Source organism: Devosia sp. (assembly GCF_965229025.1).
Classification (GTDB): domain Bacteria; phylum Pseudomonadota; class Alphaproteobacteria; order Rhizobiales; family Devosiaceae; genus Devosia_A.
On the sequence record NZ_OZ245853.1, the window covers coordinates 1,135,616 to 1,148,964 of the forward strand.

The 13,349-nt window shown below is 63.0% G+C and carries 13 protein-coding genes; 10 read left to right on the top strand and 3 right to left on the bottom strand.

Going from position 1 to position 13,349, the window contains the following annotated elements; genetic code table 11:
• Positions 1-3 precede the first annotated feature (3 nt).
• The 10 genes from sufB to ACO06J_RS05655 all read left to right on the top strand — a co-directional run bounded on the left by sufB (position 4) and on the right by ACO06J_RS05655 (position 8,213).
• The gene (gene sufB, locus ACO06J_RS05610; RefSeq protein WP_421759720.1) at positions 4-1,506 is read left to right on the top strand and encodes a Fe-S cluster assembly protein SufB; all 1,503 of its coding nucleotides are present in this window, start codon (positions 4-6) and stop codon (positions 1,504-1,506) included.
• A 26-nt stretch (positions 1,507-1,532) separates the two neighbouring features.
• Positions 1,533-1,796 carry a hypothetical protein gene (locus tag ACO06J_RS05615; RefSeq protein WP_421759721.1) on the top strand — a complete coding sequence of 88 codons (264 nt, stop codon included), beginning with the start codon at positions 1,533-1,535 and terminating at the stop codon, positions 1,794-1,796.
• Positions 1,793-2,089: a hypothetical protein gene (locus ACO06J_RS05620; RefSeq protein WP_421759722.1), complete on the top strand. Its 297-nt coding sequence runs from the start codon at positions 1,793-1,795 to the stop codon at positions 2,087-2,089. Before ACO06J_RS05615 ends, ACO06J_RS05620 begins: the two co-directional genes overlap by 4 nt.
• Positions 2,086-2,598 (top strand): cupin domain-containing protein, encoded by a 513-nt coding sequence (locus ACO06J_RS05625; protein WP_421759723.1) that lies wholly within the window; start codon positions 2,086-2,088, stop codon positions 2,596-2,598. Before ACO06J_RS05620 ends, ACO06J_RS05625 begins: the two co-directional genes overlap by 4 nt.
• Positions 2,599-2,606: 8 nt before the next feature.
• A complete protein-coding gene (gene sufC, locus ACO06J_RS05630; RefSeq protein WP_421762457.1) occupies positions 2,607-3,356 on the top strand; it encodes a Fe-S cluster assembly ATPase SufC in 750 nt (249 codons plus the stop codon).
• A gap of 12 nt (positions 3,357-3,368) precedes the next feature.
• On the top strand, positions 3,369-4,571 hold the full coding sequence (gene sufD / locus ACO06J_RS05635) for a Fe-S cluster assembly protein SufD (RefSeq protein ID WP_421759724.1): 1,203 nt from the start codon (positions 3,369-3,371) through the stop codon (positions 4,569-4,571).
• 137 nt (positions 4,572-4,708) lie between these two features.
• Positions 4,709-5,929: a cysteine desulfurase gene (locus ACO06J_RS05640; RefSeq protein WP_421759725.1), complete on the top strand. Its 1,221-nt coding sequence runs from the start codon at positions 4,709-4,711 to the stop codon at positions 5,927-5,929.
• Positions 5,930-5,944: 15 nt separating this feature from the next.
• The gene (locus ACO06J_RS05645; RefSeq protein ID WP_421759726.1) at positions 5,945-6,355 is read left to right on the top strand and encodes an SUF system Fe-S cluster assembly protein; all 411 of its coding nucleotides are present in this window, start codon (positions 5,945-5,947) and stop codon (positions 6,353-6,355) included.
• Positions 6,356-6,482: 127 nt separating this feature from the next.
• Complete coding sequence (locus tag ACO06J_RS05650; RefSeq protein ID WP_421759727.1) at positions 6,483-6,863, top strand: HesB/IscA family protein; 381 nt, start codon at positions 6,483-6,485, stop codon at positions 6,861-6,863.
• An 84-nt stretch (positions 6,864-6,947) separates the two neighbouring features.
• Complete coding sequence (locus ACO06J_RS05655) at positions 6,948-8,213, top strand: 3-phosphoshikimate 1-carboxyvinyltransferase (RefSeq protein ID WP_421759728.1); 1,266 nt, start codon at positions 6,948-6,950, stop codon at positions 8,211-8,213.
• Positions 8,214-8,218: 5 nt separating this feature from the next.
• Here ACO06J_RS05655 and ACO06J_RS05660 read toward each other — a convergent pair whose 3' ends face one another.
• The 3 genes from ACO06J_RS05660 to parE all read right to left on the bottom strand — a co-directional run bounded on the left by ACO06J_RS05660 (position 8,219) and on the right by parE (position 13,338).
• A complete protein-coding gene (locus ACO06J_RS05660; protein ID WP_421759729.1) occupies positions 8,219-9,274 on the bottom strand; it encodes a GGDEF domain-containing protein in 1,056 nt (351 codons plus the stop codon).
• Between the two features lie 162 nt (positions 9,275-9,436).
• A complete protein-coding gene (locus ACO06J_RS05665) occupies positions 9,437-10,948 on the bottom strand; it encodes a DEAD/DEAH box helicase (protein WP_421759730.1) in 1,512 nt (503 codons plus the stop codon).
• Positions 10,949-11,286: 338 nt separating this feature from the next.
• Positions 11,287-13,338, bottom strand: coding sequence for a DNA topoisomerase IV subunit B (gene parE / locus ACO06J_RS05670; RefSeq protein ID WP_421759731.1), 2,052 nt, complete (start codon positions 13,336-13,338; stop codon positions 11,287-11,289).
• Between the last annotated feature and the right edge of the window lie 11 nt (positions 13,339-13,349).

Below are 13,349 nucleotides of genomic sequence, written 5' to 3' on the forward strand. Positions count from 1 at the left end.
ATCATGGCAGCGTTCGATATCCCCACGCTCAAGGAAAACATCGAGCACGAGACCGTCGAGAAGGTCCTCGCGCTCGATGTCGACAAGTACAAGTACGGGTTCGAGACGCAGATCGAGAGCGACAAGGCTCCCAAGGGTCTGAGCGAAGAGACGGTGCGCTTCATTTCGGCCAAAAAAGGCGAGCCGGAGTGGATGCTGGAGTGGCGGCTCGAAGCGTTCAAGCGCTGGCTCACCATGGAAGAGCCGGTCTGGGCGAAGGTGCACTACCCCAAGATCGACTTCCAGGACATGTACTATTACTCGGCTCCAAAGGGTGCCAACCGGCCGAAGTCGCTCGATGAGGTCGATCCGGCGCTGCTCGAAATGTACGAAAAGCTGGGCGTGCCGCTGAAGGAGCGTGAGCTTCTGGCAGGCGTCGAGCCGCAGACGCGGGTGGCCGTGGACGCGGTGATCGACTCGGTGTCGGTGGCGACGACGTTCCGCGCCGAGCTGAACAAGATGGGCATTATCTTCTGCTCGATCTCCGAAGCGATCCGCGAGTATCCAGATCTGGTGAAGCAATATCTCGGCTCGGTCGTGCCGGTGTCGGACAACTTCTATGCGACGCTGAACTCGGCGGTCTTCACCGATGGCTCGTTCTGCTACATCCCTAAGGGCGTGCGCTGCCCGATGGAGCTTTCGACCTATTTCCGCATCAACGAGGCCAAGACCGGCCAGTTCGAGCGCACGCTGCTGATCGCCGACGAAGGCTCGTACGTGAGCTATCTCGAAGGCTGCACTGCACCCTCGCGCGACGAGAACCAGTTGCACGCCGCAGTGGTCGAACTGGTTGCCATGAAGGACGCCGAGATCAAGTACTCGACGGTTCAGAACTGGTTCCCCGGCGACAAGAACGGCAAAGGCGGGGTCTACAATTTCGTGACCAAGCGCGGCGACTGCCGGGGCGACAATTCCAAGATCAGCTGGACGCAGGTCGAGACCGGCTCGGCCATCACCTGGAAGTACCCGTCCTGCATCCTGCGCGGAGACAACTCGTCGGGCGAGTTCTACTCGATCGCGATTTCGAACGGCCACCAGCAGGTCGACAGCGGCACCAAGATGATCCACCTGGGCAAGAACACCACCAGCCGGATCATTTCAAAGGGCATCGCCGCCGGGTTCTCGGACAATACCTACCGGGGCCAGGTTTCGGCCCACGCCAAGGCCAAGGGTGCGCGCAACTTCACCCAGTGCGACAGCCTGTTGATCGGCGACACCTGCGGCGCGCACACCGTGCCCTATATCGAGAGCCGGAATGCCAGCGCGGTGTTCGAGCACGAGGCGACGACATCCAAGATTTCGGATGACCAGATGTTCTACTGCCAGCAGCGCGGGCTGAGCGAGGAAGAGGCGGTGGCACTAATCGTCAACGGCTTCGTCCGCGACGTCCTGCAGCACCTGCCGATGGAGTTCATGGTCGAGACGCAGAAGCTGATCTCGATCTCGCTGGAAGGCAGTGTGGGATAATTGCGGGACCGCACTGGAGACCAGCAATGAGCACATACTGGTTCTATCGGCCTGCGGCTGGGCGTTCGGTTTCGCCGATCGCCTGGCAGGGCTGGGCGGTCATTGCCGGGTTCGTCGGCGCCATGGTTGGCGGCGGTGTGCTGTTTCTGCTGCTGGGTCTGATGGGCCTGCTTGCACTCGGGATCGCGGTGTTTGTGTTTTGTGCCGTGGCCGGTGCCGCGACTTTTATCTGGGCGGCGACGACCAAAAGCACTGCAGTGCGCCCGAGCAGTGGAGAGACTTCGATATGAGCAAGTACTGGTTTGCCCGCCGCTTTCCGCTGACTGAGCCCAAGGCGACACGCATGGGAGCGGTGAGCACTGAGGGCAAGATGGTGGTGACGCTCTTTGCAGGCGCGCTGCTGGCTGGAGCCGTGGGGCTGTTCCTGTTCTCGTTCGGCTATCGGGAGCCCTTCATCGGCATCGTGACCTTCTTCGGGTTCGCCATCGTTGGGACGGCGGTGTACCTCGTTGCCGTGGCGCGCAAGGGCGACACGCAGCATACGGTGGACGAGTACAAATCGGGCAGGGTGCGCCAGCCGTGAGCAAGCCGATCGTCAACATTGCCGATCTCGACATGAAGCTGACCGAAAAGGGCAGCCGCTTTGCCAGCGCGGCTGGCCGTATCGGCGGCGTTGTCGGGATGCAGGCTCTGGGGGCGCAGTACATCGTGGTGCCGCCCGGCAAGATCGGGTTTCCGTTCCACTCGCACCGCAACAACGAGGAGATGTTCATCATCCTCGATGGCGAGGGGACGTTCCGCAAGGGCGCCGAGCAATGGCCGGTGAGCGCCGGCGACGTCATTTCCGCGGTGGCAGGCGACGCCTCGACCGCACACCAGTTGATCAATTCCGGGACGAACGATCTGCGCTACTTCGCGATTTCGACCCGGAATGATCCAGACATCTGCGAGTACCCGGACAGCGGCAAGTTCATGGTCGCATCCGGCATTCCGGCCGGCAGCGGCATGATGGGTGCCGAGTTCGTGCTGCGCGGCCGTGACAAACCCGTCCTCGACTATTGGGACGGCGAAGATATTGGAGACGAAAAATGACCACCCCGATGCTGGAAATCCGCGACCTGCACGTGCGCATCGAAGAGCGCGAAATCCTCAAGGGCGTAAACCTTGTGGTGCCCAAGGGCGAGGTGCACGCCATCATGGGGCGCAATGGCTCCGGCAAATCGACGCTGAGCTATGTGCTGGCCGGCAAGGAAGACTATGAGGTCACTTCGGGCGAGGTGCTGCTGGATGGCGTGAACATCCTCGAGATGGAACCCTCTGAGCGCGCCGTGGCCGGGCTGTTCCTCGCCTTCCAGTATCCGATCGAGATTCCGGGCGTCGCGACTATGACCTTCCTAAAGGCCGCGCTCAATGCGCAGCGCAAGGCACGTGGCGAGGGTGAACTGTCGACCCCTGACTTCATGCGTGCGGTCAAGGAAAGCGGCAAGCAGCTCAATATCGATGCGGATATGCTGAAGCGCGCGCTGAACGTCGGGTTCTCGGGCGGCGAGAAGAAGCGCGCCGAGATCCTGCAGATGGCGCTGCTGAAGCCCAAGATGTGCGTGCTCGACGAGACGGACTCGGGGCTCGATATCGATGCGCTGCAGGTGGTGTCGCAGGGCGTCAATGTGCTGCGCGACGGCACGCGCGCCATGTTGGTGATCACCCACTATCAGCGGCTGCTGAACCACATCGTGCCCGATGTGGTGCATGTGTTCTCAGATGGCAAGATCGTCGAAAGCGGCGACAAGGACCTAGCGCTGAAGCTTGAAGCGCAGGGCTATGCCGGCTTTGACGAAGCCGCGGCATAAGGGATTTTGACCATGCAAATCCCCGTCCGGCTCGGGCCGGCTGAACTGAAGCTGATCGAACAGCTGAACGGGCTTGGCGCCAGCGCCGAGGCCGAGCGGCTGTCGGTCGCTGGGCTGCCGACGCGGCGCGTCGAGGCCTATCACTATACCGACCTCAAGATGCTGCTGCGCACGGTGCCGGAGCTGGCAGCTTTGGCGACGGAAGCCAGTGCACCGGCGCTGCGCGTTGCAGGAGCCTATCAACTGATGATCGCCAATGGGGCGGTGCAGGTGGCTGGCACGGCGCCAGCGGGCGTTATCGCCGGGACGGTGGCGGGCGGCGTGCTGACGACGCGTGACGATGTGGTTACGCGTTTGAACGGCGCGATGACCAGGGAGAGCCTGCGGCTCGACCTCGAAGGCAGCGTTGACCCGGTGATCCATATCGACCGGCGGAACGAAGGCGCGGCGGGTCATTCGGCCAGTGGCGCGAAGATCTTTGTCGCCGATGGTGCGAGTGCGGTGATCCTTGAGACCTACGCCGGCAGCGATGCGGCGCATGTGTCCAACCACGCGACCTATATCGCGGTGGGGAAGGGCGCCAGGGTCACCCATATCACGGTGAACCTCGCGGGCCCGACGGCGACGCATTTTGCGACTAACGAGTATCACCTTGCGGAAGATGCGAAGCTTAGGACGCTGATCATCCATGCGGGTGGGGTGCTGAGCCGTACGCAGCTATTTCCGCGCTATGGCGGCAAGGGCGCGCATGCGGACATTACGGGGCTCAACCTCGTCGGCGATGGCCAGCACTCGGACATCACGATGGACGCGAACCACGCGGTGCCGCATACATCCTCGAAGCCGCTGTTCAAGACCATCGCCCGGGGCCGCTCGAAGGCGGTGATCCAGGGGCGGCTGGTGGTGGCGCGCGATGCGCAGAAGACCGACGCCAAGCTGATGGCGCAGGGGCTGATGCTGTCGGACGAGGCGGAAATCCTCGTCAAGCCGGAGCTCGAGATTTACGCCGACGACGTGGTGTGCGGGCACGGCTCGACCTGCGGGCGGCTGGACGACGACCACCTGTTTTATCTTACCAGCCGCGGCATCGACAAAGTGACGGCCGAGACGATGCTGATCCGGGCGTTTCTCGCTGAGCTGATCGACCCGATCGAGGATGCGGCGCTGAATGAGGCGCTGAATGCGGTAGTGGATGGGTGGCTGGCTGGCGGCTAGCTGGACCGGCCCCTCACCCCGACCCTCTCCCCTGAGGGGAGAGGGGGCGATGGAACGGTGGGTTTGAAACTGGCGTCCCCTCTCCCCTCAGGGGAGAGGGCTAGGGTGAGGGGAAGTCCCTCCAAACTGGATGTATGATGACCTACGACCTCGCCAAGATTCGCGCTGACTTTCCGATCCTTGAGGAGAAGATCCACGGGCATCGGCTGGTCTATCTCGATAGCGGGGCGTCGGCGCAGAAGCCTAACCAGGTGCTGGACCGGATGGATTGGTCGCACCGGCATGCCTACGCCAATGTGCACCGGGGGCTCCACACGCTCGCGAACCGGGCAACGGAGGCCTATGAGGGCGGGCGCGAGGCGGTGCGGCGGCTGCTGAATGCAGAGCGGGTCGAGGAGATCGTCTTCACGCGCTCGGCGACCGAGGCGATCAACCTCGTGGCGTCGTCGTTTGGCGGCCCGAGGATCGGGGAGGGCGATGAGATCGTGCTCTCGATCATGGAGCACCATTCCAACATCGTGCCGTGGCACTTTCATCGCGAGCGCAAGGGCGCGGTGCTGAAGTGGGTCGATGTGCGCGATGATGGCAGCTTCGACATCGATGCGTTCGAGGCGGCGCTGACACCGCGCACCAAGATGGTGGCGATCACCCAAATGTCGAACGTCCTCGGCACGGTGACGCCGCTGAAGCAGATCGTCGAGATTGCGCATGCGCGCGGCATTCCGGTGCTGGTGGATGGCAGCCAGGGCGTTGTGCACATGGCAACAGACGTTCGTGAGCTGGGCGTCGATTTCTACGTGTTTACGGGCCATAAGCTCTACGGTCCGACGGGCATTGGTGTGCTCTATGGCAAGTATGATCTGCTGGCCGAAATGCAGCCCTATCAGGGCGGCGGCGAGATGATCGAGACGGTGACGATGGATGCGATCACCTACAACACCCCGCCACACCGCTTCGAGGCGGGCACGCCGCCGATTGTCCAGGGGATCGGGCTCGGCGCGGCGGTAGCGTATGTCGAAGGCGTCGGGCGAGCCGAGGCGGCGGCGCATGAGGCGGAACTGACGGCCTATGCAAGCGAGCGGCTGTCGCGGATCAACTCGCTGCGGGTGATCGGCACGGCGCCGGGCAAGGGCGGGATATTCTCGTTCGAGATCGCGGGCGCGCATGCCCACGATGTGTCGACGATCCTCGATCGGTACGGCATTGCGGTGCGGGCAGGGACGCATTGCGCGATGCCGCTGCTCAAGAGATTTGGCGTCACCTCTACCTGCCGGGCCTCGTTCGGCCTATATACCGGCAAAGACGATGTCGATGCGCTGGTTGAGGGTATCGAAAAGGCGCGAAGCTTTTTCGCGTAACAAAGGTTCTTGCGGATGGATGAGCAAACTGACGACCTGAGCCCCATTGCGGCGGCTGAGCCTGCGGCAGAGGTGCTGCGGATTACGCCGACGGTGTCGGCTGCGTTTCCGGCTGAGGATGTGGAGCGGATCACGCGCGACCTGATCGCGGCGCTGAAGACGGTCTATGACCCGGAAATCCCGGTCGATATCTATGAGCTGGGGCTGATCTACAAGGTCGACCTCGATGACGACCGCAACCTTGCGATCGACATGACTCTGACGGCGCCGGGGTGTCCGGTGGCTGGCGAGATGCCGGGCTGGGTGGAGAACGCGGCGCGCAGCGTCGAGGGTATCCAGGATGTGACGGTCAACATGGTCTACGATCCGCCGTGGGAAGCCAGCCGAATGAGCGAAGAAGCCCAGGTTGCGCTGAACTGGTGGTAATTAGTCTGCGGATAGCCACTCGACCATAGGTCTCGTGGCCTTCTCACCTCAAATCACTTCACTGAAGCGATTTGCCCTTTGGGACGTTTCGAAGTATCTATATCGGTAATCTACGATAGAGTTTGCCATGGCCCTCAAGATCATGAGTCTCACCGATGCCGCTGCTGAGCGCGTCAAGGAGATCATCGCCGATAGCGACAAGCCGGTGATCGGCGTGCGTGTCGGCATCAAGGATGCCGGTTGCGCCGGGCAATCGTACACGCTCGCCTATGTGTCCGAGGCGGTAGCCGGGGACGATCATGTCGATGACAAGGGCGTGCATGTCTGGGTGGAGCCCAAGGCGACGCTGTTCCTCCTCGGCACGGTGATGGATTTCGAGGAAGACCTGCTCAAATCCGGCTTCACCTTCAAGAACCCGAACCAGACTGGCGAATGTGGCTGTGGCGAAAGCGTGCAGCTGAAGCCGGCGGATTTGAAGGCGCTGGCGGAGGCGCGGGCGCACGCCTGACCCCGTGATCTACGACCAAGTTGCAATGAGCCGCGCCCTGCGCGGCTCTTGTGTTTGGCGAGGCAGCATGGCATCGCACCGCACATGAGCACGCACCTGAAGTCACTTGCCATCACACCCCCTGATCGTCCGCTGGTTGGGCGCGTTGTCGTGCCTGGGTCGAAGTCGATCACCAATCGCGCGCTGCTGCTGGCGGCGCTGGCACAGGGGACCAGCCGGCTGACTGGGGCGCTGAAGAGCAAGGACACGGCGCTGATGGCGAAGGCGCTGATCCAGATGGGGGTGAGCGTCGAGGAGCCGGATGCGACGAGCTTTGTCGTGACCAGTGATGGCACTCTGAAAGCGCCCGTGGCGCCTTTGATGCTGGGCAATGCGGGGACGGCGACGCGGTTCTTGACGGCGGCGGTGTCGCTGGTTGAGGGGCAGGTGATCGTCGACGGCGACGATGCAATGCGGAAGCGCCCGATAGGGCCGCTGGTCGACGCGCTGCGTTCGCTGGGGATCGACGCGACGAGCGAAACCGGGTGCCCACCGGTGATGATCAACGGCACGGGCAAGTTTGGCAGCGGTCGGGTTGAGATCGATGGCGGGCTCTCGAGCCAGTATGTTTCGGCATTGCTGATGGCTGCTCCTTTCGGGGAGGGCCCGATCGAGGTGGCGCTGACGGGCAAGGACCTCGACGCGCGCGGTTATGTGAACCTGACACTGGCGGCGATGCGGGCGTTTGGGGCTGATGTCGCGCAGGTCGATGAGATGACGTGGCGGGTGCAGCCGACGGGATACCGGGCGACGGACTTTCATATCGAGCCGGATGCATCGGCGGCGACCTATATCTGGGCGGCGGAGGTGCTGACGGGCGGCAGGATCGATATCGGCGTGCCGATGGCGGCCTTCACCCAGCCGGATGCGGAGGCGGCAAAGTTCATCTCCATGTTTCCCCACCTGCCTGCAGTGATCGATGGCTCGCAGATGCAGGACGCGGTGCCGACGCTGGCAGTGCTGGCGGCATTCAACACGACGCCGGTGCGGTTTGTCGGGATCGCCAACCTGCGGGTAAAGGAGTGCGACCGGATCACAGCGCTCTCCACCGAGCTCAACCGGATTGTTCCGGGGCTGGCGCGGGAGGAGGGGGACGACCTGCTGGTGTTTTCCGATCCGCTGCTGATGGAGCTCTCGGCGCGCAATGCGCGGACACGGATCGAGACTTATGAGGACCACCGCATCGCCATGAGCTTTGCATTGGCAGCGCTGAAGATTGGCGGGATTTCGATCCTCGACCCCAACTGCGTCGGGAAGACCTTCCCGGACTATTGGAAGGTGCTGAAGTCGCTGGGCGTCACTCTCACCTGAGACAACTACGCAGCGACGGTCTTTTCGCCTTCGAGGTCGGTTTCACTGACGACAAGGTTGCGGCCGTTGTGCTTGGCGGCATAGAGGCACCGGTCGGCGCGGTCGATGATCGACGACGGGGTGTCATCGGCGCGGAACAGTGCCACGCCGAATGAGGCGGTGACGCGGCCCAGCTTCTCGTTAGTCGAGCGCTTGAGCAGTTCCTTGGCCTGAATGGCCTTGCGGATGTTCTCGGCGACGATGATGGCGCCTTCGAGATCGGTCTCGGGGAGGATGGCAGCGAACTCTTCGCCGCCATAGCGGGCAGCGATGTCCTTGCCCTTGATGTTCGACTTCAGCGTCATGGCGACGAGCCGCAGCACCTGGTCACCAGTTTGGTGGCCCCAGGTATCGTTGAACCGCTTGAAGTAATCGATGTCGAGCAGCAGGAGGCAGAGCGGTGCCTTATCGTCGCGGGCGGCCTCTGTGGCGCGCACCAGGCCATCATCGAAGGCCTTGCGATTGAAGATCTTGGTCAGCGGATCGAGAAGCGCTTCACGCCGGACGTCCTCGAGGTCGCGCTGCAGAGCGGCGATATCTTCGCGGGCGGCTTCGAGGTTGCGCTCTAGGCTGTTGTTGGCCTCCTGCATGCGACGCGTCTCGACCAGCAGATTGGTGGCGACAGTGCGCACGAAAGTGACTTCAGAAATCTGGCTGGAGGCAAGGTCTCCGCCAGCAACCTGCAGGGTGGCCGAGTAGGAATTTGCCGTGGTGATGGCCGAGTCGATAGCGGTGTGCATCGACTCGATGCGGTGCGACATACGCTCGGAAACTGTGCTGACACGCTCGCTCGCATCCTGGGCGCGCAGGAACTCGTTGTAGAGCCGCTCCGAAATATCGACTGAAGGGTCACCCTCGCGGAAGATAGAATTGATTCGGGCATTCAGAGCCGGGTTGACGCCCGTCGCATAAGTATAAAGCAGTTCGTAGAATTGCGGATAAGGCGGCACAGAAGCGCGCTTGAGCAAATCGAGCGCCGAATTGGCGTAGCCCAACGCTCGCTTGTATTCCTGTTCTGACACTGGGGCCCCATCTCGCGTCCACGCGCGCAGTAGATGAGCGATATTCTTGATGTAAGTCAATTAAGGCAGCGTAAAAACGGTGGGCATTTACCCCTTGGCAGCGACTTTTGTCTGGTCGCTGGGGCGTGGCTGCAGCGAGCTTTGCCGCGCCTATTCCAAACGCTAGCGTCGCAGCAAGAATGCGGGGATCGGGCCGTCAGAACCGAAAGGCGAATCGGCATCAACGCCGTCGACGACCGGCTGATTGGACGGCTTTGCCGGACGATCCGCGTTGCGGGCGGACGGCTGACGGCTGGACTGACGATCTGGCTGCCGTTCCGGCTTGCGGTCGGGTTGCCGCTCTGGGCGGCGATCCGGCTGGGGTGCCGCAACAGCGCGTTCCTTGACGGCGGGAGCGGGAGTTTCCACGGTCTCAGGCTGGGCGGCTTCGGGGCGTGTTTCAGGCCGCGGGGCGCCACGGGTACGGCGGGCGCCGCGGCCGCGTGGCCTCTCCTCGTCGTTGCCACGGGCGTTTTCAGAGCGCGGCGAAACTGGCTCCGGCGTGCCTTCAAGGCCAACCTCGGGGATGGTCTTCTGGATCAGCTTGCTGATCGCATCGAGGTACTTGCTGTCGGCTGGCGTAACCAGGGTGATCGCGGTGCCGGAGCGACCAGCGCGTCCGGTGCGGCCGATGCGGTGGACGTAATCCTCGGCATGAGTGGGAACGTCAAAGTTGAAGACGTGGCTCACCGCCGGGATATCGAGGCCGCGCGCAGCCACGTCGCTGGCGATGAGCAGGATAAGCTTATCGGTCTTGAACGAGTCCAGCGTTTCCATGCGGGCCTTTTGATCCATGTCGCCATGGAGGCCGCCGGCAGAAAAGCCGTGCCGCTCGAGCGAACGGGCCAATGTGGCGACGTCGCGCTTGCGGTTACAGAAGATGATGGCGTTCTTGAGCGCCGGCTCATTGCGGATCAGCTGGCGCAAGGCAGCGCGCTTTTCCTCTGGCTTGTTGGAGACGCGAACGATCTTCTGCTCAATGGTTTCTGCCGTTGAGTTCTGGCGCGCGACTTCAATCTTGATCGGATCGCGGAGGAAGCGGCTGGTGAGGCGCTGGATTTCCGGCGGCATGGTAGCTGAAAAGAACAGGGTCTGACGGCGCGCCGGCAATAGGCCACAGATGCGCTCGATATCCGGAATGAAGCCCATGTCGAGCATGCGGTCGGCTTCGTCAATGACGAGAATATCGACGCCGGTCAGAAGGATGCGGCCGCGCTCGAACTGGTCGAGCATGCGGCCGGGCGTCGCGATGAGCACGTCAGCGCCGCGATCGAGAACGCGATTCTGGTCTTCAAAGGACACGCCGCCGATGAGCAGGGCCACATTGAGACGGTGGTTCTTGCCGTACTTTTCGAAGTTCTCGTGCACCTGCGCTGCGAGTTCGCGCGTCGGTTCGAGGATGAGGGTGCGGGGCATGCGGGCCCGGGCGCGCCCGGATTCAAGCAGTGTCAGCATGGGCAGAACGAAGGATGCGGTCTTGCCGGTGCCGGTCTGGGCAATGCCGATAATGTCCTTTTTCTGCAGGACATGCGGGATTGCCTGGGCCTGGATATCGGTGGGCTTGGTATATCCGGAGGCGGCGACCGCCTCGATTACCTTTGCGCTCAGTCCGAGTCCGGAGAAGTCATTTGCCAAATCAGTGGTCCGCTCAAGTAGGAAGGGCAAATCGACGGGCAGCTACTTGAGGAGGTGCGGGTCGACACGTTGGTCGCTGCAGTAGGCCTGATACACCGGCCTCGCCTTGCACCAGCCAACCGGAATTCCGCCCTTCCGTGGCCGCGCGCGACGCGACGGGAACATAGTGGAAACCCTTTGCGAGTCAACGAGATTCGCGGGGGTGGGCTGGTGTCGACACTTCCCCTCACCCGGCGCTGCGCGCCACCTTCGTCGGTTTCGTTCGCTCCACTGGAGCGAACGATGGCCTTGCCACCGCCTCGAAGTCCCTCAAGGGGAGAGGGAAGAACTGCGAGGGCCTAAATATCCAGGTCCGTCACGAACGCTGCGTTTTCCTGGATGAAGTCGAAGCGGGCTTCAGGCCGATTACCCATGAGGCGGTCAATGGCGCTCTTGGTGTCGTCGCGGTCCTGGCGGACTTTGACCTGGAGGAGCGTGCGGGACTTCTTGTCCATGGTGGTTTCGCGCAGGTGGACATAGGGCATTTCGCCGAGGCCCTTGAAGCGGGTGATGTCGGTCTTCTTGCCCTTGAACTCGGACTCCAGCAACTGATCGCGATGCGCGTCGCTCATGGCGTAGGCCACCTTGGTGCCTGAGGTGATGCGGAAGAGCGGCGGCATGGCGAGGAAGAGGTGCCCGCCATCAATAAGCTGCGGCATTTCCTGAAAGAAGAATGTCATCAGGAGGGACGCGATATGGGCGCCGTCGACGTCGGCGTCGGTCATCAGGATGATCTTGTCGTAACGCAGATCATCGTCGCGATAGCGGTCGCGGGTGCCACAGCCGAGCGCCTGAACAAGGTTGGAGATCGCTTCGCTCGCCTGCAGCTTTTCACGCGAGGCGCCGGCGACGTTGAGGATCTTACCACGGAGGGGAAGGATGGCCTGGCTGGCGCGGTCGCGCGCCTGCTTGGCGCTGCCGCCGGCCGAGTCGCCTTCGACGATGAAGATTTCGGCGCCCTGGGCGGCCGTCTGCGTGCAATCGGCGAGCTTGCCGGGAAGGCGGAGTTTTCGCGTCGCGGACTGGCGGTCGATCTCCTTGTCTTTCTTGCGGCGCAGGCGCTCTTCGGCGCGCTCAATGGCCCAGTCGAGGAGCTTACCCGACTGGTTGGGCGAGGCGGCGAGCCAGTGGTCGAAGGCGTCGCGCAGCGCGGTATCGACGATACGAGTGGCCTCGGGCGAACTCAGCTTGTCCTTGGTCTGGCCGACGAATTCGGGCTCGCGCACGAAGACCGAGAGCATTGCCGAGCACTGGACGAGCACGTCCTCGGCGGTGAGCTGGGCGGCGCGCTTGTTGCCGGTGAGGTCGGCGTAGTTGCGGAGGCCGCGGAGGAGGGCGACGCGGAGGCCCTGTTCGTGAGTGCCGCCATCGGCGGTGGGGATGGTGTTGCAGTAGGAGTTGACGAAGCCGTCGCCTAGGCACCAGGCGATGGCCCATTCGGTGGCGCCATTGGTGCCGGGCTTGCCGACGGTGCCGGAGAAGATTTCGTCGACGATCCGGGGTTCGCCTTCGATGCGGGCGGCGAGGAAATCCTTGAGGCCGCCGGGGAAATGGAAGCTTGCCTTGGCGGGGACGTCGGCGGTCGCGAGGCTTTCGTCGCAGGACCAGCGGATTTCGACGCCGCCGAAGAGATAGGCCTTGGAGCGGGTCATCTTGAACAGGCGGGAGGCCGAGAATTCACCTTTGCCGGCAAAGATCTCCGGATCGGGATGGAAGCGCGTGGAGGTTCCGCGACGGTTCTGCGCCTTGCCGACGGTCTCCATGGGGCCGACCGGCTTGCCGCGCGAAAAGCTCTGGCGATAGAGGATCTGGTCGCGGGCGACTTCGACCGTCAGGTCGTCGCTCAGCGCGTTAACGACAGAGACGCCGACGCCGTGGAGTCCGCCGGAGGTTTCGTAGGCCTTGCCATCGAACTTGCCGCCGGCGTGGAGCGTAGTGTGGACGATCTCGAGGGTGGAGCGGCCCGGGAATTTGGGATGGTTTTCGACCGGGATGCCGCGGCCGTTGTCGGTGACGGTGACATAGCCGTCGGCGCCGAAATGCACCTCGATGCGGTTGGCGTGGCCGGCGATGGCCTCGTCCATGGAGTTGTCGATGACTTCGGCGAACAGGTGGTGGAGGGCGTTCGTGTCGGTGCCGCCGATATACATGCCGGGGCGGCGGCGCACGGGCTCAAGGCCTTCGAGGACCTCGATATCGGCAGCGGAATAGCCAGAGGACGACTTGTCGGCCGGAGCCGAGGGCGGCGTGGGGCGGGGGGTGTCGACCGGTTTCAGAGGGGAAACCGAGGCCTTGGTCACCTTGCGGGGTGCCTCGTCATCCGAGCCGAACAGGTCTTCGATCGCCGCCATATGACCTCCGT

Excerpts from the sequence above, each read along its gene's own strand:
- ACO06J_RS05620 (WP_421759722.1), top strand. The coding sequence starts at position 1,793 with ATGAGCAAGTACTGGTTTGCCCGCCGCTTTCCGCTGACTGAGCCCAAG.
- ACO06J_RS05650 (WP_421759727.1), top strand. The coding sequence starts at position 6,483 with ATGGCCCTCAAGATCATGAGTCTCACCGATGCCGCTGCTGAGCGCGTC.
- ACO06J_RS05645 (WP_421759726.1), top strand. The coding sequence starts at position 5,945 with ATGGATGAGCAAACTGACGACCTGAGCCCCATTGCGGCGGCTGAGCCT.
- parE (WP_421759731.1), bottom strand. The coding sequence starts at position 13,338 with ATGGCGGCGATCGAAGACCTGTTCGGCTCGGATGACGAGGCACCCCGC.
- sufD (WP_421759724.1), top strand. The coding sequence starts at position 3,369 with ATGCAAATCCCCGTCCGGCTCGGGCCGGCTGAACTGAAGCTGATCGAA.
- ACO06J_RS05655 (WP_421759728.1), top strand. The coding sequence starts at position 6,948 with ATGAGCACGCACCTGAAGTCACTTGCCATCACACCCCCTGATCGTCCG.
- sufC (WP_421762457.1), top strand. The coding sequence starts at position 2,607 with ATGCTGGAAATCCGCGACCTGCACGTGCGCATCGAAGAGCGCGAAATC.
- ACO06J_RS05640 (WP_421759725.1), top strand. The coding sequence starts at position 4,709 with ATGACCTACGACCTCGCCAAGATTCGCGCTGACTTTCCGATCCTTGAG.
- sufB (WP_421759720.1), top strand. The coding sequence starts at position 4 with ATGGCAGCGTTCGATATCCCCACGCTCAAGGAAAACATCGAGCACGAG.
- ACO06J_RS05615 (WP_421759721.1), top strand. The coding sequence starts at position 1,533 with ATGAGCACATACTGGTTCTATCGGCCTGCGGCTGGGCGTTCGGTTTCG.